Annotated in this window: 18 protein-coding genes; 12 read left to right on the top strand and 6 right to left on the bottom strand. The window is 65.5% G+C overall.

Annotated features, from left to right (window positions below):
• Positions 1-60: 60 nt before the first annotated feature.
• The 4 genes from FNV92_RS15165 to FNV92_RS15150 all read right to left on the bottom strand — a co-directional run bounded on the left by FNV92_RS15165 (position 61) and on the right by FNV92_RS15150 (position 4,685).
• Positions 61-360, bottom strand: coding sequence for an acylphosphatase (locus FNV92_RS15165; protein WP_015685532.1), 300 nt, complete (start codon positions 358-360; stop codon positions 61-63).
• On the bottom strand, positions 357-1,223 hold the full coding sequence (locus FNV92_RS15160) for an isocitrate lyase/PEP mutase family protein (protein ID WP_015685531.1): 867 nt from the start codon (positions 1,221-1,223) through the stop codon (positions 357-359). Before FNV92_RS15160 ends, FNV92_RS15165 begins: the two co-directional genes overlap by 4 nt.
• A gap of 154 nt (positions 1,224-1,377) precedes the next feature.
• Positions 1,378-3,393: an acetyl-CoA carboxylase biotin carboxylase subunit gene (locus FNV92_RS15155; protein WP_143845834.1), complete on the bottom strand. Its 2,016-nt coding sequence runs from the start codon at positions 3,391-3,393 to the stop codon at positions 1,378-1,380.
• Between the two features lie 173 nt (positions 3,394-3,566).
• Positions 3,567-4,685, bottom strand: a complete 1,119-nt coding sequence (locus FNV92_RS15150) for a zinc-binding metallopeptidase family protein (RefSeq protein ID WP_015685529.1) — start codon at positions 4,683-4,685, stop codon at positions 3,567-3,569.
• 223 nt (positions 4,686-4,908) lie between these two features.
• On the opposite strand from FNV92_RS15150, the gene FNV92_RS15145 reads away from it, so the two are divergent.
• The 9 genes from FNV92_RS15145 (at position 4,909) to FNV92_RS15105 (ending at position 15,270) form a co-directional block, all read left to right on the top strand.
• Positions 4,909-7,386 carry a PAS domain-containing hybrid sensor histidine kinase/response regulator gene (locus tag FNV92_RS15145; RefSeq protein ID WP_143845835.1) on the top strand — a complete coding sequence of 826 codons (2,478 nt, stop codon included), beginning with the start codon at positions 4,909-4,911 and terminating at the stop codon, positions 7,384-7,386.
• A gap of 206 nt (positions 7,387-7,592) precedes the next feature.
• A complete protein-coding gene (locus tag FNV92_RS15140; protein ID WP_143845836.1) occupies positions 7,593-8,033 on the top strand; it encodes an EamA family transporter in 441 nt (146 codons plus the stop codon).
• A 33-nt stretch (positions 8,034-8,066) separates the two neighbouring features.
• Positions 8,067-9,521 carry a sensor histidine kinase gene (locus tag FNV92_RS15135; RefSeq protein ID WP_143845837.1) on the top strand — a complete coding sequence of 485 codons (1,455 nt, stop codon included), beginning with the start codon at positions 8,067-8,069 and terminating at the stop codon, positions 9,519-9,521.
• Positions 9,506-10,867, top strand: a complete 1,362-nt coding sequence (locus FNV92_RS15130) for a sigma-54-dependent transcriptional regulator (RefSeq protein WP_143845838.1) — start codon at positions 9,506-9,508, stop codon at positions 10,865-10,867. Before FNV92_RS15135 ends, FNV92_RS15130 begins: the two co-directional genes overlap by 16 nt.
• Positions 10,868-10,978: 111 nt before the next feature.
• Positions 10,979-11,719, top strand: a complete 741-nt coding sequence (locus FNV92_RS15125; protein WP_143845839.1) for a hypothetical protein — start codon at positions 10,979-10,981, stop codon at positions 11,717-11,719.
• 35 nt (positions 11,720-11,754) lie between these two features.
• Positions 11,755-12,360 carry a hypothetical protein gene (locus FNV92_RS15120; protein ID WP_143845840.1) on the top strand — a complete coding sequence of 202 codons (606 nt, stop codon included), beginning with the start codon at positions 11,755-11,757 and terminating at the stop codon, positions 12,358-12,360.
• A 31-nt stretch (positions 12,361-12,391) separates the two neighbouring features.
• Entirely contained in the window at positions 12,392-13,663 is a 1,272-nt protein-coding gene (locus FNV92_RS15115; protein WP_143845841.1) for an MFS transporter, read from the top strand.
• Between the two features lie 22 nt (positions 13,664-13,685).
• Positions 13,686-14,936, top strand: a complete 1,251-nt coding sequence (locus tag FNV92_RS15110) for an arsenic transporter (RefSeq protein ID WP_143845842.1) — start codon at positions 13,686-13,688, stop codon at positions 14,934-14,936.
• Between the two features lie 97 nt (positions 14,937-15,033).
• Positions 15,034-15,270, top strand: coding sequence for a hypothetical protein (locus FNV92_RS15105; protein ID WP_143845843.1), 237 nt, complete (start codon positions 15,034-15,036; stop codon positions 15,268-15,270).
• 52 nt (positions 15,271-15,322) lie between these two features.
• Here the strand turns inward: FNV92_RS15105 and FNV92_RS15100 are convergent, their stop codons facing one another.
• Both FNV92_RS15100 and FNV92_RS15095 read right to left on the bottom strand, forming a co-directional pair.
• A complete protein-coding gene (locus tag FNV92_RS15100; protein ID WP_015685519.1) occupies positions 15,323-16,687 on the bottom strand; it encodes an MFS transporter in 1,365 nt (454 codons plus the stop codon).
• 43 nt (positions 16,688-16,730) lie between these two features.
• Positions 16,731-17,498, bottom strand: coding sequence for a GntR family transcriptional regulator (locus tag FNV92_RS15095; RefSeq protein ID WP_015685518.1), 768 nt, complete (start codon positions 17,496-17,498; stop codon positions 16,731-16,733).
• 177 nt (positions 17,499-17,675) lie between these two features.
• Between FNV92_RS15095 and FNV92_RS15090 the strand changes: the two genes are divergently transcribed.
• From FNV92_RS15090 to FNV92_RS15080, 3 genes are read left to right on the top strand one after another with little or no spacing between them, the layout of a single operon-like run.
• Entirely contained in the window at positions 17,676-18,875 is a 1,200-nt protein-coding gene (locus FNV92_RS15090; protein WP_168213706.1) for a mandelate racemase/muconate lactonizing enzyme family protein, read from the top strand.
• Between the two features lie 12 nt (positions 18,876-18,887).
• Positions 18,888-19,655 (top strand): SDR family oxidoreductase, encoded by a 768-nt coding sequence (locus tag FNV92_RS15085; RefSeq protein WP_143845845.1) that lies wholly within the window; start codon positions 18,888-18,890, stop codon positions 19,653-19,655.
• A 20-nt stretch (positions 19,656-19,675) separates the two neighbouring features.
• Positions 19,676-20,707 (top strand): L-idonate 5-dehydrogenase, encoded by a 1,032-nt coding sequence (locus FNV92_RS15080; RefSeq protein WP_143845846.1) that lies wholly within the window; start codon positions 19,676-19,678, stop codon positions 20,705-20,707.
• The last annotated feature ends 1 nt before the right edge of the window (position 20,708 follow it).

The following is a 20,708-nucleotide window of genomic DNA, read 5'->3' as shown; positions in this document are numbered from 1 at the left end:
TCATGGCCGGGCTTGTCCCGGCCATGACGAACTCTTACGGCCCATCGCTCCCGTAATATCCTACACCGTCGGCAACACCGAAAACGTCTCCCCTGCTCGGCGCAGGTTCAACTCGTCCACGCTCGCCGTCTCGCTGGTGACGCTGTCCACGCGCGAGGACGGCGGCCCGTGGCGGCACAGAGCGACCATTTCGGCGACATGGTTCGGCGGACCTGCGAACAGCGCTTCCACGCCACCGTCACGGCGGTTGCGAACCCAGCCTTCGAGGCCGCAGGTGACCGCCTGGGACTCGACCCAGGCCCGATAGCCGACCCCCTGCACGCGCCCGCGGATCATGACCTGGAGGATCGCCTGGCTCATTTTTTCAGCCCGAGCACATCGGCGCTGCGTGCCTTGACGTCGGCCTCGCGCGTGACGCGGTTGGTCAGTTCCGCCGAGGGCAATCCCTTGAGCGCCTTCGGCGGCGTGCCTTCGCGTAGTGCCTTCTGCGTCTCGTAGACGGCCTGCATGGCCGCCGCGATCGGCGCGTGGCCCTGGAGCGCGATGCGTACGCGCTGGCCGGCGAGATAATCGAGCGCGTTCATGTCCTCCGGCGCTCCGCCCAGCACGATCGGAAGATGCGTCGCAGCCGCAACCGCCTCGAGCTCGGCGCGCGACTTGATGCCGGTGAAGAACAGCGCATCGACGCCGACGGCCTCGTAGGCCTTGGCGCGGCGGATCGCATCCTCGACCGAGGTGATGGAGGCAGCTCCAGTACGACCCATGATGACCAGCGAGGGGTCGCCACGACCGTCGAGCGCCGCCTTCATCTTGCCGACGCCCTCCTCAAGCGAGATCAGTTGCGCCTTCGCTTCGCCAAAGCCGGCCGGCAGCAGCGTGTCCTCGATGGTGAGGCCGGCGGCACCCGCGGTCTCCAGCTCCTGCACGGTACGGCGCACATTGAGCGCGTTGCCATAGCCGTGATCGGCATCGACCAGCACGGGCAGGCTTGCGGCGCGCGACATTCGCCGCATCTGCTCTGCCAGCTCCGTAAGCGTGATCAGCGTGATGTCGGGATCGCCGAGCACCGCGAGCGAGGCCACCGAGCCGCCGAACATGCCGAGGGGAAAACCGAGATCCTCGGCGATGCGGATCGAGATCGCATCGTAGACCGAGCCGGGATGGACGCAGGCCGAGCCTGATAGGATGATACGCAGTTTTTCGCGACGGGAACGGAAGGCCATGGTGCTGTCTCGGCTGACGCGACGCCCCCACAACATACTCCGTCATTGCGAGCGCAGCGAAGCAATCCAGAATCTTTCCGCCGAGGCAGTCTGGATTGCTTCGCTGCGCTCGCAATGACGAGATTGGCGGGCCGATAAGGGCCCCACTCACCCTCTACGCAAACTCCAAAATCAGCGCGTCCACCGCGAGCGTCGCGCCCGCGCTGGCGTGGATTTTCTTCACGGTGCCGTCCTGCTCGGCGCGGAGCACGTTCTGCATCTTCATGGCCTCGACCACCGCGAGCGTCTCGCCGGCCTTGACCTCCTGCCCCTCGGTCACCGCGATCGAGACGATGAGCCCGGGCATCGGGCACAGCAGCTTCTTGCCGGTGTCGGAGGCCGTCGTCACCGGCATCAGCCGGGCCGACGCGGCTTCCGCTTCGGTCCAGACATAGACCGGAACCTCGACGCCCTGATGCGCGAGGCGAATGCCATTGGCGATCGGGCGTGTCTGCACCGCGACGACGTGACCGTCGATGGTGCCCTGCCAGACCGGATCGCCCGGCTTCCACGCGGACTGCAACAGATGTGCATTGCCGGTTTTGCCATCATGGTCAACGAAGCGGATCGCGATCGCCTCGCCCTCACGGGCGACCTCGAGCAAGATCTCCTGTCGGTCGAGCCAGACCGCTCGGCGCCGCTCGCGCTGCACGACGCGGCCGCCCATCTGTCCCGAGATCTGCCGCTTGCGCTCGCCGAGCACGTGATCGATGGCGGCGCCGACCGCAGCGATCCGACGTGCGACCTCGCCTTCCGGCACGCGGACGGCAAAGCCTTTGGGAAACTCCTCGGCGATGAAGCCGGTCGACAGATTGCCCTCGCGCCAGCGCGGATGATGCATCAGCGCGGACAGGAACGGGATATTGTGCCTGATGCCGTCGACATAGAACGAGTCCAGCGCGGTCGCCTGCGCTTCGATCGCCGCGGCGCGCGACGGCGCATGGGTGACGAGCTTGGCGATCATCGGATCGTAGTGGATCGAGATCTCGCCGCCCTCCTGCACGCCGGTGTCGTTGCGGACGGTGATGCCGTCCTTGCTGACTTCCGCCGGCGGGCGGTATTTCACCAAGCGCCCGATCGAGGGCAGGAAGTTGCGGAAGGGATCCTCGGCGTAGAGGCGCGATTCCACGGCCCAGCCCTTCAGCGAGACGTCCTTCTGCGCGATCGCGAGCTTCTCGCCGGCGGCAACGCGGATCATCTGCTCGACGAGATCGACGCCGGTGACGAGCTCGGTGACGGGATGCTCGACCTGGAGGCGCGTGTTCATCTCCAGGAAGTAGAAGCTCTTGTCCTGCCCCGCGACGAACTCGACGGTGCCGGCAGAGTCGTAGTTCACGGCCTTGGCCAATGCGACCGCTTGCTCACCCATCTTGCGGCGGGTGGCCTCATCGAGCAGCGGCGACGGCGCCTCTTCGATGACCTTCTGGTTGCGGCGCTGGATCGAGCATTCGCGTTCGCCGAGATAGATCACGTTGCCGTGCTTGTCGCCCAGCACCTGGATCTCGATGTGGCGGGGATCGACGATGAACTTTTCGACGAAGACGCGGTCGTCGCCGAACGAGGCTTTCGCTTCCGCCTTGGCGAGATTGAACCCCTCGGCGACCTCGGCTGTCGAATGCGCGATGCGCATGCCCTTGCCGCCACCGCCGGCGGAGGCCTTGATCATGACGGGATAGCCGATCTCTTCGGCGATCTTGACCGCGTGCTTGTCGTCCTCGATGACGCCGAGATAGCCCGGCACGGTCGAGACCTTGGCCTTGGCGGCGGCCTTCTTGGATTCGATCTTGTCGCCCATCGCGGCGATCGCACCCGGGTTCGGTCCGATGAAGACGATGCCGGCCGCTTCAAGGGCGCGCGGAAATGCCTCGCGCTCGGACAGGAAGCCGTAGCCGGGATGCACCGCCTCGGCGCCCGTCTTGCGGCAGGCCTCGACGATCTTCTCGATCACCAGATAGCTCTCGGCCGCGGCGGGCGGCCCGATCAGCACGGCCTCATCGGCCATCTCGACATGGAGCGCATCGCGGTCGGCCTCGGAATAGACCGCAACCGTCTGAATTCCCATGCGGCGCGCGGTCTTGATGACCCGGCAGGCGATTTCGCCGCGATTGGCGATCAGGATCTTCTTGAACATGCTTTTCTTGAATCTCGACCTTGGGCGGGACCCTTCCCTGGCCGTTGGGGCCGTTCGGACGGGCCGTGTGCCCCCCGTGGTACATCAAAATAGGCCGGAGGCAACGGTCTAAATCCGGCCCCTCTGGCGTACCAGCGCAAGACCGAAGCCTGCCCGGCAAGCCCTTGGGCGGCTTACGGCTTCCCGGGCTTGGGCAGGTCCGTTGACGCGGCCTTGGACGCATCCTTGGGCGTGCCCTTGGCCACGTCCCGGACCAGGCCATGGATGAAGCCCAGTTTGGCGACGACGGCCGGCGACAGGATGAAGGGATAAAGATCGCGCATACCCATGGCGCGGTTGACGCTGTTCATGGCGAAGGTGAAGGGCAGCCATGCGTTGACGAGCGCCTCGACGTCCCTGGCTTCGTAGGGATTGAAACGAATGCGCGCCGTCAACTCCCCGTCGCGGTCGACCTTGGGGCGAACCTCCATGCCGAACTCCGAGGCCATCTCCAAGGTATCGACGATGTGGAGGTAGTGCGCCCAGGTTTCGGCGAAGTCTTCCCAGGGGTGGGTCGTGGCATAGGCCGAGACGTAGTTCTGCTGCCAGTCCGCCGGCGCGCCTTCGGCATAATGGCGTTGCAAGGCCTGGCCGTAATCGAGCGAATCGTCGCCGAACACGGCACGACAGTCGTCCAGCTTGCCGCCGTCGCGCACCAGCACGTCCCAGAAATAATGTCCGACCTCGTGGCGGAAATGCCCGAGCAGCGTCCGGTACGGCTCCCCCATCTCCAGCCGGCGCCGCTCGCGCTCAATGGCGTCCGTCTCGGTGAGCGCGATCGTGATCAGGCCGTTGTCATGCCCGGTCAGGATTTTTTGACCGCTGTTTGGATCGTCGGCGAGGAAGTTGAAGATGAGGCCGTGCTCGGCGTCCTCCTGCCGGGTCCGGAGCGGCAGCTTCCAGCGGATCAGGGAGTAGAACAGGCGGTGCTTGGCCACCTCCAGCTCGCGCCAGCCGGCGAGCTGCGCGGGGTCGGAGAGGTCAGGCACGATGCCGTTGTGGCGGCAGGCGCGGCAATAGCCGGTGCTGTCGTCCGCGTCGGTCAACCAGTTGCAGGAATCATACTCCGCGTTCCGGCACAGCATCCGCCCCCGGCCCTTGTCGGCAAGCGTGGCCCAGCCCTCCCCGTCGGGCTCGAGCGCCGACATCGTCTCCCGCTCCGGCAGGAAGGCGACACGGTGGCCGCAGCGTTCGCAGGCGCGGTTCTCGAAATAGAGGACGTTGCCGCAGGACTGGCAGACAAAGAGCTTCAAGGTTTAGCCTCTTCGGAAACAGAGTTTTATCAATAGGAGTTGTGACGCCTCGCAAAGACGCGTCCGCGGACGCATCGTTCCAATGTTTGGAACAAATATCCAGACCCGGCGTTGGCTGATCGGACTTTACCGCGTTCAGACTGGCTGCGGACCTTTTCCGACAATTCATTCCCCTTTGAGCAATGGCTATCACGCTGCGTCTGTGTGAATATCGGTCCGGCACGTGCGCACCCGCATCACAACGGCCGACGCCTTGAACGATTCTTCGCCCGACACCACCGCCGCCGAAAGGCTGCGCCAACACCTCGACGACATCGCGCGCCAGCGCGACGACGCCTATCGCGCGCTCCAGGAGCGTGAGGCGGAGCTGGCGCGGATCCAGCGTATCGGCAAGGTCGGCGGGCTCGAGGTCGACTTCCGCGAGGGCTTCAAGAACCGCCGCTCGCCCGAATATCTGATGCTCCATGGGCTGCCTCCGGAGGCCGCCGACGAGTCCCACGAGAACTGGGTCAACCGCATTCACCCCGATGACCGCGACGCGACGGTCAAGCATTTCCTCGACGCGCTGGCCGGGATCAGCGAGGATTACACAGCCGAATACCGCATCATCCGCCCGAGCGACGGCGAGACCCGCTGGATCCGCGTCGTCGCCAAGATCGAGCGTGGCGGCGACCGGCGCGCCATCCGACTCGTCGGCGCCCATATCGATATCACCGACCAGATGCTGGTGCGCGAAACGCTGCGCGAGAGCGAGGAGCGCTTCCGGCTGATCGCCGACAGCGCGCCGGTGCCGATCTGGGTGACAAAACTCGACCGCACGCGCTCCTTCGCCAACCGGGCCTATGTCGACTTCGTCGGCCTGCCCTACGACGAGGCCATCGCCTTCGACTGGCGCAAGGTGCTGCATCCCGACGATCTGCCGCATGTGCTGCAGCAGTCCGTCCAGGGCGAAGCCTCGCTGAAACCGTTCGTGCTGGAAGCGCGCTACAAGGACGCCCATGGCGAGTGGCGCTGGCTGCGCTCGGAATCGCAGCCGCGCTGGGACCCGACCGGCAAGCATATCGGCTTCATCGGCGTCGCCCACGACATCACCGTCGCCAAGCAGGCCGAGATCGAGCTGCGCCGGCTCAACGAGACGCTGGAGGAGCGCATTGCCGAACGCACCGCCGAGCTCGAATCCAACGAGGCACGGCTGCGCGCGATCCTGGGTACCAGCAACCAGTATCAGGGCCTGGTCAATCTCAAGGGCGAATTGCTCTACGCCAACAAGACCGCGCTCGACGGCATCAAGGCCAGCTCTGCCGACGTGATCGGCAAGCCGTTCTGGGACACGCCCTGGTTCACCGGGACGCCAGGCATGAGCGCAACCGTGCGCGGGGCCTTCGACACCGTGCTGAAAGGCGAAGCGGTGCGGATGGAGATGCGGCTGCGCCTTCCCGTCGGCGAGCGCGATTTCGAGTTCGGCATGCGCCCGGTGCTCGACCGCCACGGCAACATCACCGGCGCCGTGCCCGAGGCCGTCGACATCACCGAGCGCCGCCGCGGCGAGGAAGCGCTGCGCCAGTCGCAGAAGATGGAGGCGATCGGCCAGCTCACCGGCGGCGTCGCACACGATTTCAACAACCTCCTCACCATCATCCGTTCGGCGACCGACTTCCTGCGCCGGCGCGAGCTGCCGGAGGAGCGCCGCCGCCGCTATGTCGATGCCATCTCCGACACCGTCGAACGCGCCTCCAAGCTGACCGCGCAGCTACTGGCTTTCGCACGCCGGCAGCCTCTGAAGCCGCAGATCTTCAACGTCGGCGCCCAGGTCGAGGGCGTGGCGCAGCTGGTCCGTCCCCTGGTCGGCGGCCGCATCGAGATCGTCGTCGAGATCGACGATGCCGATTGCTTCACCGTCGCCGACATCGCGCAATTCGAGACCGCACTGATCAACCTCGCCATCAACGCCCGCGACGCCATGGACGGCGAAGGCTGCCTCACCATCGCCGTGCGCAAGGTCGCTGGCATACCGGGGCTTCGCGCACAGTCGGCGCGCGGCGGCGACTATGTCGCGATCTCCGTTGCGGATACCGGCAGCGGCATCGCGCCTGAAAATATCGACGCCATCTTCGAGCCGTTCTTCACCACCAAGGAAGTCGGCAAAGGCACCGGCCTCGGCCTCAGCCAGGCGTTCGGTTTCGCAAAGCAGTCCGAGGGCGACATCGCGGTGACGAGCACGCAGGGCAAGGGCGCGACCTTCACCATCTACCTGCCGCAGGCGCAGAGCCCTGCCGCCGAGAAGGAAGCCGCGGCGCTGATCAGCGAGGCCGCCACGACGGGGCGCGGCTATCGCGTGCTGGTGGTCGAGGACAATGACGATGTCGGCCAGTTCTCGACCGAACTATTGGAAGATCTCGGCTATGTCGTCCGCCGCGTTGCCAATGCCAACGCCGCGCTTGCCATCCTCGGCGAGAATGAATTTGCCGTCGACCTCGTTTTCTCCGACGTCATCATGCCCGGCATGAACGGCGTCGAGCTCGCTGGCATCATCCGCGAGCGCTATCCGGGTCTCCCGGTCGTGCTCACCTCCGGCTACAGCAACGTGCTCGCCGAAAACGCCCATCGCGGCTTCGAGCTGATCCAGAAGCCTTATTCGGTGGAGTCGCTGTCGCGCATCCTGCGCAAGGCGATCAGCGAAAAACTGTCAGTGGCAAGGTGAGTGTAAGTCACGCGCACCGCTGTCGTCCCGGACAAGCGCCGCGAAGCGGCGCGCCGATCCGGGATCCATAACCACAGGATGGTGTTTGGCGAAGAACGACGACGTATGTGCCCCAAGATAGCTTCCGCATTATGGGTCCCGGATCTGCGCTTAGCTTGTCCGGGACGACGGCGGAGTGCGAGCGACCAGACGAAAGCAACACATCTATGAAACCCGCCCTATTCTCCGCCTGGCAGAGCTGGGCGCTGCTCTCGGCCTGCTTTGCGGCGCTGACCGCGATCTTCGCCAAGGTCGGCGTCGAGAACATCAATCCGGATCTGGCCACCTTCATCCGCACCATCGTGGTGCTGCTCGCCTTCGCGGTGCTGCTGTTCTTCACCGGCCAGTTCGCGACACCCTCGGCGGTCCCGTCGAAGACCTGGCTGTTCCTGGTGCTGTCGGGGCTTGCGACGGGCGCGTCCTGGCTGTGCTATTTTCGCGCCCTGAAGCTCGGTCCCGCCACGCTGGTGGCGCCGATCGACAAGCTCAGTGTCGTCCTGGTCGCTCTCTTCGCCTTCGCCTTTCTCGGCGAGCGGCCGACGGCGCAGGGCTGGATCGGGATCGCCATGATCGGTGCCGGCGCGGTGCTGCTGGCGGTGAGGTTTTGAGGCACCTGATCCGAAACCGTGAGTTCTAGGTGCATGCGTTCACTCCGCACTCGATTGCTGGCCCTCTGGATCATGCTGGTCGTATCCGGTGCCGCCACCGGCTATCTGCTGTTTGAATCCTTCCAGCAGACGGCGAACGCCCGGCTGGCCCGGTCCGAAGAGCTGGTGGCACGCGCCTGCCGCGACCTTGCCGACCGCTATCAGTTCTTCGTGGTGGGTTGGACCGGCGAACCGATCGACGATCAATTGAAGCAGCAACTGACAACCGTCACCCGGACTGCGCTTGCAGGCGCCCCCGGCGTCGAAGGCGGCGTCTGGCAGGCCGATCAGGGCTCCCTCGCCTACGCATTCCCGACCTATGAAGGCACCGGACCGAAAACCGACCTTCCCTCGGCCGAGCTCAGCACCATCCGCGATGTCAATGCCGAGGCGCTGCGGTCGGGACGCACGGCATCGATCAGGCAATACGGCCGCTCTCAGGTGCTGATCGTGCATGCCTGCCCCTTGCGAGGCCCGCTGACGGGGGTCACCGGGTGGACCATGACCCGCGCCATCACGTCGGAAGGTCCCGCCTACAATCAGTTGCTGTCGGGCCTCATTCTGCTCGCTCTGACCATTTTCGGTTCGGCCGCGTGGCTTGCACGCATGCTTTATGTCTGGTCGGGCAAGATCAGTCAGATCGAAACCGCCCTGGACGAGCGCCGCGAGGGCACGATCGATCTGCCGAAGCTGGCGCGGACAGGAGCGCCCGAGCTCGACCGGCTGGTCGATGCGCTCAACAGCACTGGCGAGCGCCTGTCCGTGGAGCGCCGGCGTGCCGCTGCCGCCGAGCGGCTCGCAGCGCTTGGCCGTATGTCGGCCGGCCTCGCCCACGAAATCCGCAACCCCATCGCCGCAATGCGGCTTAAGGCGGAGAACGCGCTGGCCGTTGCAGACGGCTCGCGTAGCGAAGCGGCGCTGAACGCCATTCTCCAGCAGGTTGACCGGCTCGACACCCTGTTGCGCGACCTCCTGGAGATGACGCAGGCCCGCGAGCCCAGGATGGCGGAGGTCGATCTCGAGACTTTCCTGGCGCGAACGGTGGAAAGCCATCGCGACCTCGCCGCGGCCCGGGGCATAACCTTGACTGCGGGAACCGGGCCCGCATCCTCGCCGTTACCGCAACTGGATCCGTCCCAGATGCAGCGTGCGCTCGACAATTTGATCATCAACGCCATCCAGAACACCCCGGCCGGCGGGACGATCGCCGTGGACGCAGGCCGGCGGGACGGCAGCCTGCTGCTGCGGGTGGCAGACACCGGCCCCGGCATTGCCGACGAGGTGCGGGAGCGCCTGTTCGAACCGTTCGTCACGGGACGCGCCGACGGCACTGGCCTCGGACTTGCCATCGTTCGCGAAATCGCACGGCATCATCATGGCAATGTTCGCCTGCTCCGGGACGTCGGCGGGGCGATTTTCGAGATTGAAGTGCCATGGCGACAGTCCTGATCGTCGACGACGATGCGGCGCTGCGCGAGGGTCTCGCCGAAGCGCTCGCCGATCTCGGCCATTCGCCCCGCCTCGCTGCGTCTGGCCGCGAGGGTCTCGCCGCGCTCGATGGCGAGGTCGATGTCGTTTTGCTCGACTTGCGCATGCCCGGCGGCATGGATGGAATTGAGGTGCTTCGCCGGATACGCGCGCGCACGGACGCGCCGCCCGTCGTGGTGTTGACGGCCTTCGCCAGCGCCGCCAACACGATCGAGGCCATGCGCCTCGGGGCCTTCGATCACCTCAGCAAACCGATCGGACGCGCGGAGCTGAAGGACCTGCTGTGCCGGCTTCCTGAGCGCATGCCCATGGTCAGCGGCCCGGATGCCGACACCGAGGACGGCCTGATCGGGTCGAGCGCGCCCATGCGCAGCGTCCAGAAGGCAATCGGTCTTGCCGCCGACAGCAACGCCATCGTGCTGATTCTCGGCGAGACCGGGACCGGCAAGGAGTTGGTGGCGCGCGCTCTCCACGTCCACGGCAAGCGGAAGGACGGCCCTTTCGTCGCGGTCAATTGTGCAGCGATCCCCGAAGACCTGCTCGAGAGCGAGCTGTTCGGCCATGTGAAGGGATCCTTCACGGGCGCGACCGCGGACCGTGCCGGCGCGTTTCGCGACGCGGCCAACGGCACGCTGTTCCTGGACGAGATTGGCGACATGCCGCTTGCCATGCAGGCAAAGATCCTGCGCGCCCTGCAGGAGCAGGTGATCACGCCCGTCGGCGGAAAGCCCGTGCGCACCAATGCGCGCGTCGTTGCCGCCACCCACCGCGATCTCGCCAGGCTCGCCGCGGCGGGGGAATTCCGTGAGGATCTCTATTACCGGCTCAATGTGGTGCAGATCGCGATTCCCCCGCTGCGCGACCGCACGGGGGATATCCTGCCACTCACCCAGCACTTCCTGGCCCGCGGGGCCGCGAGCGGCAGCCGGTACAAGCATCTCAGCAAAGCCGCCGTCGACAAATTGCAGCGCCATTCCTGGCCCGGCAACGTCCGCGAACTGCGCAACGTCATCGAACGCGCCTGCATCATGACGCGCGCTGACGTCATCGGACCCGACGACATCGATACAAGCGCGAACGAGATACCGACTGACATCGCCGCATCCGACGCGGATCTGCCCGCGGCCGTCGCGCAGCTCGAGAAGACAATGATTATTCGCGCGCTGGATGCCTGCGCCGGCAATCGGACCGAAGCCGCACGCCGCCTCAACATCAACCGCCAGCTCCTCTACACGAAGATGCAGCGCTACGGCCTCGTCGAGGTGTCAGAAAAGCTGACGGACGGCGTCGGGAAAGACGACGACTGACATCTCCACCTCCCGGATTTTCTCTTTCCTTTCAATGATTTCGCCGCTGGCATGTCGCTTGCTGAAGTTACCGCAAGCGACCGACGTCGCGAAATTGAAAGGATTCGTTCCATGAAGAAGATGACACGCATGCGCGCGCTGTTCTGCGTGCTGCTCGCCACCACGGCGATCGGCGGCGGTGCGGCCGCTTACTCGCAGTCAAGGGATCCGATGTGGGATTCCTCGCAGCTTCCGGAGACCCGCGGAACCGTCCGGCAATACACGCTGACGCCGCGCGGCGACGTCGACGGCGTCATTCTCACCGACGGCACCGAGGTGAAGCTGCCCCCGCATCTCACCGCCCAGATCGTGTTTGCGATCCGCCCCGGCGACAACGTCTCGATCCGGGGATTGCGCGCCCGCGCCATGCCGCTGCTCGACGCAGCCTCGATCACCAACATCGCGACCGGCAAGAGCGTCGTTGACAACGGCCCGCCGGACCGGCGTGCGAACAATGATGATCAGGTCGTCAGCGGCAGGATCGCGGCGCTGTTGCACGGCAAGCGCGGTGAAGTGAACGGTGCACTGCTCGACGACGGGACCACGCTGCGCCTGCCGCCGCCGGAGGCCGAGCGCCTGCAAGACCAGCTGCGCCAGGGTCAAACCGTCTCCGCGCGCGGCGACATTCTCGATACCGCGCTTGGCAAGGTCGTCGGCGTGCGCGCCATCGGCGCGTCCCCGGAGCAGATGACCGAGCTACGCGGCCCGCGCCCGCCCGGACCCAAGGATGGACCAAAGGATGGACCGGACCGTCGCGCACCGCCACCGCCTCCCGGCTTCGGCCCACCGCCGCCCCCGCCGCCGCGCGGCTGATGCTCATTCAAAGCTGAAACAGACAGGACGCCAACATGCACTGGATCGATCCCGAAAGCCTGCCGGAAGTCGCAGGCACCCTCGAGCGCTTCGTTATGAATCCCCACGGTGAGGTCGACGGCTTCGTCATGAAAGACAAGCAGGCCGCCACCCTGGTTCACACGCCGCCGCATATGGAGGGCGAGCTCACCCGGCATCTCTCGCCGGGGGACAAGGTCCGCGTGCGCGGGGTACGGCCGCGCGGCGCAAACCTGCTCACAGCAGTCGCCGTGATCACGGCGGGTGGACGCGAGATCGTCGACGAGGGTCCAGACCACGACCGCAAACATCCGAAGGTGAAGCACGAGCCGATGTCCGTCCAGGATAGCGTCGAGCTTTCGCTGTTCGGTCCGAAGGGCGAGCTGCGCGGCGCGCTGCTGTCGGACGGCACCGTCCTGCGCGTCGGCCCGAAGGAAGCTGAGCACTTTGCGGCTCTGCTTGCACCGGGCGCCAGGCTTGCCGGCCGTGGCGACGGACTTCAGACCAGGCACGGGCGCGTGATCCACGCGCAAGCGATCGGCCCTGACTCCCAGCGGCTGAAGCCGGTGAAGAAGCCGAGGAAACCGAAAGACGGCCACGGCGAAGACGCTCACGCGGCCTGACAAGAGACGATGGCGAGGAAGGAAACCTTTCATGTCTGACAATGACGAAAAGGGACGCGCCGGCCGTGCGCTGGATGCGGCCAATTTCTTCCTCGCCGACGTCCGCGACGGGCTCGGCCCCTATCTCGCCGTCTATCTCCTCACCGAGCAGCACTGGAACGAGGCGCGCATCGGCCTCGTGATGTCGATTGCGACCATCGCCGGCATCGTGGCGCAGACACCCGCGGGTGCGCTGGTCGATGCGACGCGGGCAAAGCGCCTGGTGATGGTGATCGCCGCAATCATGGTGACGCTTGCCTCGCTATCCCTGCCCCTGTTTCCGGGCTTCGTGCCGGTCGCGATCTCGCAAGGCATCGCGCAGGCTGCTGCCGTGGTCTTCCCGCCTGCAATCGCCGCCGTCTCGCTCGGCATTTTCGGCCATGCCGCCTTCACCCGGCGGATCGGCCGCAACGAGACGTTCAATCACGCCGGCAATGCGGTCGCGGCCGGGCTTGCGGGACTGAGCGCCTATTGGTTTGGCCCGACCGTCGTGTTCTACCTTCTCGGCGCGATGGCGATCGCAAGCCTTGTCAGCATCCTCGCCATTCCCGAAGGCGCGATCGATCACGACCTTGCTCGCGGGTTGGACGGCGCCGAGACACAGACCGAGCAGCCGTCGGGCCTCGCTGTCCTGCTGACCTGCCGCCCCCTGCTCGTGTTCGCGATCTGCGCCCTGCTCTTCCATCTCTCCAATGCGGCGATGCTGCCGCTGGTCGGGCAGAAGCTCGCGCTTCAGGACAAGAACACCGGCACCAGCCTGATGTCGGCCTGCATCGTTGCCGCCCAGTTGGTGATGGTGCCGTTCGCGATGCTGGTCGGCGCCAGGGCCGACAGCTGGGGCCACAAGCGCTTCTTCCTTGCCGCCCTCCTGATCCTGCCGCTGAGGGCGGCGCTCTATACGCTTTCGGACAATCCGTTCTGGCTGGTCGGCGTGCAGATGCTCGACGGCGTCGGCGCCGGCATTTTTGGCGCGATCTTCCCCGTCATCGTCGCCGACCTCATGCGCAACACCGGCCGCTTCAACGTCGCGCAAGGCGCGGTGATCACCGCCCAAAGCATTGGCGCGGCCCTATCGACGACACTGGCCGGCTTCGTCGTGGTCGGCGCCGGCTACAGCGCGGCGTTCATCACGCTCGGCGCGGTGGCTGCCTTCGGCGCCGTCGTCTGCTTCCTCGCATTGCCCGAGACGCGGCAAATCGCAGATGGCGGTCCGCGCCCGCGGGGGAAGACAGCGGCGTCCGCATCCGCTATCGCTGCCGAATGAATCCGTATCCTGAGGACTGAACGTGCCGTCTGACGCCATCTGGGCCTGGAGCATCATCGTCGCCGCGACCGCAGGCGTCATCATCCGCCCTTTTCGGCTCCCGGAAGCGATCTGGGCCATGCTCGGCGCCGTGGCGCTCGTGCTGCTCGGATTCCTGTCGTGGCAGGATGCGCTCGTCGGCATCGAGAAAGGCGTCGACGTCTATCTCTTCCTGATCGGCATGATGTTGATCGCCGAGCTGGCGCGGCTCGAAGGCCTGTTCGATTATCTCGCCGCCCTCGCGGTCGAATATGCGGCCGGCTCGCCGCAGCGGCTGTTCCTGCTGATCTATATCGTCGGCACGGTCGTGACGGTTCTGCTCTCGAACGATGCCACCGCGATCGTGCTGACGCCCGCCGTCTACGCCGCGACGCGCGCCGCCGGCGCCAAGCCGCTGCCTTATCTGTTCGTCTGCGCCTTCATCGCCAACGCCGCGAGCTTCGTGCTGCCTATCTCCAATCCGGCCAATCTCGTCGTGTTCGGCGCGCGCATGCCGCAGCTGACGGAATGGCTGCGCCTGTTCGCACTGCCGTCGGCGGCCTCGGTTTTGCTGACCTACATCGTGCTGCGCCTGACCCAGCACCGCGCGCTGAAGGAAGAAACGATCGCGCGCAGCGTGCCGCACCCGAAACTCGGCCGCGGCGGCAAGTTGACCGCGCTCGGTATCGTCGCCATCGGCGTCGTGCTGGTCACGGCCTCCGCGCTCGACAAGCAGCTCGGCCTGCCGACCTTCATTTGCGGCGTAGCGACGGCAGCGATCGTGCTGCTCGTCAGCCGGCAATCGCCGCTGCCCGTGCTGCGCGGCGTGTCCTGGAGCGTGCTGCCGCTGGTCGGCGGGCTCTTCGTCATGGTGGAGACGCTGGTGAAGACCGGCGTGATCGGGCAGCTGAGCGCGCTGCTCAACGAGGCCGTCGCCCAATCGATCCCGAAGGCGGCCTGGAGCGTGGGCATCACGACAGGTGTCGCCACCAACATCGCCAACAATCTTCCCGTCGGCCTCGTCGCCGGCTCCGTCGCCGCCAGCGATCATCTGCCAGCGCCCGTCGTCAGCGCCATCCTGATCGGTGTCGATCTCGGACCCAATCTTTCGGTGACGGGTTCGCTCGCCACCATCCTGTGGCTGGTCGCACTGCGGCGGGAAAAGATCGAGGTCGGCGCCTGGCCGTTCCTCAAGCTCGGCATGCTGGTGACGCCGCCTGCTTTGATCGCCGCGCTGGCCGCCGCCATCCGGTAATCGCGCGCAATTTGCGGCGCATCAATGTCGCTGGCCGCGGCGGACCTATACTTCGAATTGTCGCGCAGACCGATATCGCGTGGCAAGGAGGTCCATCATGCAGATCCAGTCAAAGGCATTGCCGCAGAGCTTCTCCCTGCGCCGCTCGTTTCGGAGCTTCACCGCGCCGGACCAGGGCCGCGCGGAGACGTCCCATCCCCTGCTGATCGTCTCGGTCGTGGTGCTGCTGACCCTGTTCGCGATCGTGCAAATCGACCTGCACAGCGCCCAGCTTCAGGCCATCGGCCTGCTCAGCCATGGCACAGGGATCGATCCCGTCTTCCTAAGCCCGTAGCGGAAAGAACCGATCGCGGCCGTGACGGCCGCGACCGGGGTATCTCGCATCGTCAGTCGTTCTCGTAGCCGTAGACTTCCGGCAGGATGAAGATTGCGGCGAGCAATCCGATCAGCGGGAAGATAGCGACCATCAGCGTGGCATTGGCCTGCCCGATCGCGGCGAACACCGTCGGGAACAGGAAGATCGCCAGGAACGACGGCAGCTTCACGAACATGTACGCGAAGCCGCTGGCGGTGCCGCGGTACTTCGGCTTGGCGACCATGGTCGGGATCGTCATGCAGTTCGACGCGTCCCAATAATGGCCCCACAACATCGCGGCCGCCGCGAACGGCAGCAGGACCTTGTTGTCGGTGTAGAGTGCAAACGCCGCGACGAGCAGCGAGGCCAGCACGATGCCGAAGCCTGCGATCGAAATGCCGCGGTGGCCGATCTTCGGCGTCAGCAGCGGGCCAACCCAGCCCGACAGCGCAGCGAAGGAGAACAGCGCCATCGTCACCAGATTGATGCCCAGAATGCTCGACACGCCGACCATGACAAAGAGCACCGGCAGATAGAACGCGAAGGTCGAGAACTCGCTGGCTTGCATGAAGCAGGCGATCCAGCCGTAGATCGTGGCGCGCCAGCGGATCGGATCCTTCCTGAGGTCGGCGATGAAGGCGCTGGTAGAGACCTTCGGCATCACCACGTCCTGATCCGGCAGCATGGCGAGATCGTCGTTGAACATTTCGCGCGCGACCTTCTTGGCCTCGCGGTAGCGTCCCTTCTGCACCAGCCACACCGCCGTCTCCGGCACGTCGTGACGCATGATCAGGATGATCAGCGCCGGCAGCGCGCCGAGGCCGAGCGTCACGCGCCACAGCGTCTCGTGGTTGATGTCGAGCAGCAGGAAGATCACGATGACGCCAATGGTCAGCACCTCGCCGACGGCGAACATGAATTGCCAGCGGTTGCCCATGACCTCGCGCTCACCCTTGGCCATGGATTCCATGATGTAGGTGTAGCCGGTCGAGATGTCCGAGCCGAGCGGGATGCCGAGCAGGAAGCGGATCACGATCAGCCAGGTCACGTTCGGCACGAAGGCCTGCGCCAGCGCCAGCACGATGAACATCACCATCGTCACCAGGAACATCACGCGGCGGCCGATCTTGTCGGAGAGCCAGCCGCCGAGCAGCGCGCCGATCAGGGCGCCGCCCTGCGTACCAGCGGCGGCAAGGCCCAACATCAAGGGATCGGGATTGAACTGCTCCTTGATGAAGATCAGCACGAAGGCGATCGAATAGAGATCCCAGGCCTCGACCAGGATCGAGGCCATCATCAGCCAGCCGACCTTGTTGCCCTTTGGACTGTAGTTCGTGATGAGGTAGCGGACCGCGGCTTCGCTCGCGGTCGGTTGTGGCATGGCCATCGTCGACATTTTCTTGGGTCCTCTCTTCGAAACTCTCTACGCCAGGTACTTTTCAAGTGCCGAGCAGCGGCTCGATGCTGCAATCGAGCAGGCGCGGATCGATTCCCGCCTCCATGCCCGTGAACATCTGGTCCATGTAGTCGATCAGCGCATCGCTCGCCTTCACGGCGTCCTCGACGTGGCGGCCGGCGACCGCACTGAGGATGGCGAGGTGGCGATCGATCGTGCCTGACAGCTCGGCCTGTCCCGGCATGAAGCGGTGGTGGATGTAGCCGATGCGGCGGTACAGCGTGTGCAGCGGTCGCAGCGTGTGCACGAGGAAGGGTTCGCCGGCTGCTTCCAGCACCAGTGCGTCGATGCGGCGATCGATGCTGTTGAATTCGTCGAGGGTCAGGCTGCCGCGGCGCTCGCGCAAGACACGCTCGATGTGCAGCGCCTGATTGCGATGCGAGAGGCTGGCGCGATCCGCCGCAAGCCGGACGACGAAGCGCTCCATGTCGCGGCGCAAGGCCAGCAGCATGCGTTCGCGGGCGAGATCGATCGGCGCGATGTGCAGGCCGTGACGCGGACGGATGATGATGAGCGTGTCGGCGGAGAGACGATTGACGGCGTGATGCACCGGCGTGCGCCCGAAGCCGGTGATGTGCTGCAATTCCAGCATCGTCATGAATTGTCCGGGCTTGAGCTCGCAGTGAACAAGGAGCTCTTCGATCTTCTGATAGGCCAGCTCGAAGAAATTGAGCCGGTTGCGCCGCGAGGGCTTGCCCTCGCCGTCGTCGTCGTTTCTCACCACCTCGAGCGCGCGCTTGCGCTTTGCCATGTCGTTCTCTCCCGTCAGCCCGCGCTCTCGTTGCTGGATGGCGCCCTATTTGTCGCAGCCTTAAAACATGTTGTGATATATTACAAGCAGAGGTAAGACTTCCGCGCCATCTGCAACATGTTGCAGTGCAAAACGAGACGACGGGCGCGAGGCGCCTGTGACGGGAGGAACATTGCCGTGAAGATCACGTCGATCGAGACGCTGCGTACCGAGGAATTCTCCAACGTCATCTGGGTTCGCGTTCACACCGACACGAGCATGATCGGTCTCGGCGAAACCTTCTACGGCGCAGGCGCGGTCGAAGCGCAGATCCACGACACCTTTGCCGGCCGCCTGCTCGGCCGCAATCCCCTGCATATCGAAGCCATCCATCGCGACATGCTGAACCTGCCGATGGCGCAGTCATCGACCGGCGTCGAATATCGCGCGGCCTCCGCGATCGACATCGCGCTGTGGGACCTGTTCGGCAAGGTCTGCAATCAACCGGTGCACCAGATGCTCGGCGGCCTCTGCCGCGACAAGCAGCGCATCTACAACACCTGCGCCGGCACGCAATATGTCCGCTCGACCAATATCAGTCCGGTCGCCAACTGGAATCTCGGCGCCTCCAAGGGGCCGTACGAAGACCTCGACGGCTTTATGAACCACGCTGATGCACTGGCCGAAAGCCTGCTGGAAAGCGGCATCTCCGCGATGAAGATCTGGCCGTTCGATCCGGCGGCCCAGGAGAACAAGGGACTCTACATCACCGCCGCGCAGATGAAGCAGGCGCTCGAGCCGTTCGAAAAAATCCGCAAGGCCGTCGGCGACAAGATGGAGATCATGGTCGAGCTCCATTCGCTCTGGAACCTGCCGACCGCCAAGCAGATCGCGCGCGCGATCGAGCCCTACAAGCCGACCTGGTACGAAGACCCGATCCGCATGAACTCGCCGCAGGCGCTGGCCGAATATGCGCGGTCGACCGACGTCTGGGTCTGCGCCAGCGAGACGCTTGGCTCGCGCTTCCCCTACAAGGACATGCTCGACCGCGACGCCATGCATGTGGTGATGGCCGATTTGTGCTGGACCGGCGGCCTCACCGAGGGCCGAAAGATCGCGGCGATGGCCGAGACCTATCACCGGCCCTTCGCACCGCACGATTGCATCGGCCCGATCGGCTTCATCGCGGCCATCCACATGTCGTTCAGCCAGCCCAACACGCTGATCCAGGAATCGGTGCGCGCCTTCTACAGGGGCTGGTACAATGAGCTCGTGACCACGATGCCGACGATCAAGGACGGTTTCGTCTATCCGATGGAAGGACCCGGCCTCGGCGTCGACCTCCTGCCCGCGGTGTTCGATCGCAGCGATCTCACCGTGCGCCGCTCCAACGTCTGAGGATCATTTGAGATGAGCACCGCCTTGTTCGACCTCTCCGGCCGCACCGCACTCGTCACCGGCTCCTCCCGCGGCCTCGGCCGCGCCATTGCCGAGGGCATGGCGAAAGCCGGCGCAAAGATCATCATCAACGGCGTCGATCCCAAGCGCGTCGAGCAGGCCGTCGCCGATTTTCGTGCCGCCGGTCATCAGGCCGAAGGCGCCGCGTTCAACGTCACCGACGAGCCAGCGATCGTCGCCGCCTTCGACGACTTCGACAAGAAGGGCATTGCCGTCGACATTCTCGTCAACAATGCCGGCATCCAGCATCGCAAGCCGCTGGTGGAGTTCACCACAGACGAATGGCGCAAGGTGATCGAAACCAACCTCACTAGCGCCTTCGTGATCGGCCGCGAGGCGGCCAAGCGCATGATCCCGCGCAAGCACGGCAAGATCATCAATATCGGCTCGCTCGGCAGCGAGCTCGCGCGCCCCACCATTGCGCCCTACACCGCCGCCAAGGGCGGCATCAAGAACCTGACCCGCTCGATGGCGGTGGAATGGGCCCAGCACGGCATCACGGCCAACGCGATCGGCCCCGGCTACATGCTCACCGACATGAACGAGGCGCTGGTCAACAACACCGAGTTCAACAGCTGGCTGATGGGCCGCATCCCCAGCAAGCGCTGGGGCAAGCCGGACGAGCTGGTCGGCGCGGCGATCTTCCTCGCGTCGGAGGCCTCGACCTATGTCAACGGCCAGATCATCTATGTCGATGGCGGCATGATCGCCGCGATGTAATCGCGAACAAGGAGCGAACCATGCGCGCCGTCGTCATCCACGCCCCGAAGGATTTGCGGATCGATAGCTACCCCGATCCGGCACCGGGCCCGGGCGAGGTCCGCGTTAGAATCGCCAATGGCGGCATCTGCGGCTCGGACCTGCACTACTACCATCACGGCGGCTTCGGCGTCGTCCGCATCCAGCAGCCGATGGCGCTGGGGCACGAGATCGCCGGCGTGGTTGCAGCCGTCGGTGACGGCGTCACCAATGTAAGTGCGGGCACGCGCGTCGCGGTCAATCCGAGCAAGCCGTGCGGCCAGTGCCTGCATTGCCAGGAGGGCATGCGCAACCAGTGCCTCGACATGCGCTTCCTCGGCAGCGCGATGCGCTTTCCCCATGTGCAAGGCGGCTTTCGCGAATTCATCACGGTCGATGCGACGCAGGCCGTGCCTATCGCGGACAAGCTCTCGCTGGCGGAGGCCGCGGTCGCCGAGCCGCTCGCGGTGTGCCTGCATGCCGGCAAGCAGGCCGGCCCCCTGCTCGGCAAGCGCGTGCTGATCACCGGCTGCGGCCCGATCGGCGCGCTGATGATCCTGGTCTCGCGCTTCGGCGGCGCCTCGGAAATCGTCGTCACCGACGTCGCCGATGCGCCGCTGGCGGTCGCAAGGAAACTCGGCGCCACCCACGCCATCAATGTCGCGACCGACGCCGCTGCGCTCGATCCCTGGCGCGCCGGCAAGGGCGTGTTCGACACGCTGTTCGAAGCCTCCGGCAACCAGACCGCGCTGCGCGCCGCGCTCGACGTGCTCCGGCCCGGCGCGACGCTGGTGCAGCTCGGCCTCGGCGGCGAGATGACGCTGCCGATCAATTCCATCGTCGCCAAGGAATTGCAGCTGCGCGGCACCTTCCGGTTCGATCCCGAGTTCGAGCTCGCGGTGCGGCTGATGGGCGAAGGCCTGATCGACGTGAAGCCGCTGATCACGGCCACCATGCCGTTCGAGAACGCGGTCGCCGCGTTCGAGCTTGCCAGCGACCGCTCGCAGTCGATGAAGGTGCAACTCACGTTCTGAG

It is taken from the genome of Bradyrhizobium cosmicum (genome assembly GCF_007290395.2).
Taxonomy (GTDB): domain Bacteria; phylum Pseudomonadota; class Alphaproteobacteria; order Rhizobiales; family Xanthobacteraceae; genus Bradyrhizobium; species Bradyrhizobium cosmicum.
Note: the sequence above shows the minus strand (reverse complement) of the source record. Positions and strands in the feature narration are given on the sequence as shown.

Bases quoted from the DNA above. Each gene is read 5' to 3' on its own strand.
- FNV92_RS15165 (WP_015685532.1), bottom strand. From the start codon at position 360: ATGAGCCAGGCGATCCTCCAGGTCATGATCCGCGGGCGCGTGCAGGGG.
- FNV92_RS15160 (WP_015685531.1), bottom strand. From the start codon at position 1,223: ATGGCCTTCCGTTCCCGTCGCGAAAAACTGCGTATCATCCTATCAGGC.
- FNV92_RS15155 (WP_143845834.1), bottom strand. From the start codon at position 3,393: ATGTTCAAGAAGATCCTGATCGCCAATCGCGGCGAAATCGCCTGCCGG.
- FNV92_RS15140 (WP_143845836.1), top strand. From the start codon at position 7,593: ATGAAACCCGCCCTATTCTCCGCCTGGCAGAGCTGGGCGCTGCTCTCG.
- FNV92_RS15135 (WP_143845837.1), top strand. From the start codon at position 8,067: ATGCGTTCACTCCGCACTCGATTGCTGGCCCTCTGGATCATGCTGGTC.
- FNV92_RS15130 (WP_143845838.1), top strand. From the start codon at position 9,506: ATGGCGACAGTCCTGATCGTCGACGACGATGCGGCGCTGCGCGAGGGT.
- FNV92_RS15125 (WP_143845839.1), top strand. From the start codon at position 10,979: ATGAAGAAGATGACACGCATGCGCGCGCTGTTCTGCGTGCTGCTCGCC.
- FNV92_RS15120 (WP_143845840.1), top strand. From the start codon at position 11,755: ATGCACTGGATCGATCCCGAAAGCCTGCCGGAAGTCGCAGGCACCCTC.
- FNV92_RS15115 (WP_143845841.1), top strand. From the start codon at position 12,392: ATGTCTGACAATGACGAAAAGGGACGCGCCGGCCGTGCGCTGGATGCG.
- FNV92_RS15105 (WP_143845843.1), top strand. From the start codon at position 15,034: ATGCAGATCCAGTCAAAGGCATTGCCGCAGAGCTTCTCCCTGCGCCGC.
- FNV92_RS15100 (WP_015685519.1), bottom strand. From the start codon at position 16,687: ATGTCGACGATGGCCATGCCACAACCGACCGCGAGCGAAGCCGCGGTC.
- FNV92_RS15095 (WP_015685518.1), bottom strand. From the start codon at position 17,498: ATGGCAAAGCGCAAGCGCGCGCTCGAGGTGGTGAGAAACGACGACGAC.
- FNV92_RS15085 (WP_143845845.1), top strand. From the start codon at position 18,888: ATGAGCACCGCCTTGTTCGACCTCTCCGGCCGCACCGCACTCGTCACC.
- FNV92_RS15080 (WP_143845846.1), top strand. From the start codon at position 19,676: ATGCGCGCCGTCGTCATCCACGCCCCGAAGGATTTGCGGATCGATAGC.